The organism is Chryseobacterium sp. SIMBA_029 (assembly GCF_046535275.1).
GTDB lineage: Bacteria > Bacteroidota > Bacteroidia > Flavobacteriales > Weeksellaceae > Chryseobacterium.
In genome coordinates this window covers 1-259 of the sequence record NZ_JAWRXA010000514.1, presented here as the reverse complement: position 1 = coordinate 259, position 259 = coordinate 1, and the positions used below count along the sequence as shown (strand labels likewise).

At 38.2% G+C, this 259-nt stretch carries 1 protein-coding gene; it reads left to right on the top strand.

Annotated features, from left to right (window positions below):
* Positions 1–259, top strand: a 259-nt coding sequence (locus SB679_RS25030) for a lactate/malate family dehydrogenase (RefSeq protein ID WP_410705013.1), incomplete at both ends; no start/stop codon positions are given.

The following is a 259-nucleotide window of genomic DNA, read 5'->3' as shown; positions in this document are numbered from 1 at the left end:
CGGCATCTCTTAACGGATTCGATACAAAAATTACCGGAACAACAGGAGATTACAGCAAAACTGCAGGTTCTCATGTAGCAGTAATCACTTCAGGTATTCCAAGAAAACCTGGAATGACCAGAGAAGAACTCATTGGTATCAATGCGGGTATCGTAAAAGAAGTTACTGAAAACTTAGTAAAACATTCTCCAGAAGTAATCATTATCGTGGTTTCTAACCCAATGGATACTATGGCTTATTTGGTTCATAAAACTTCAGG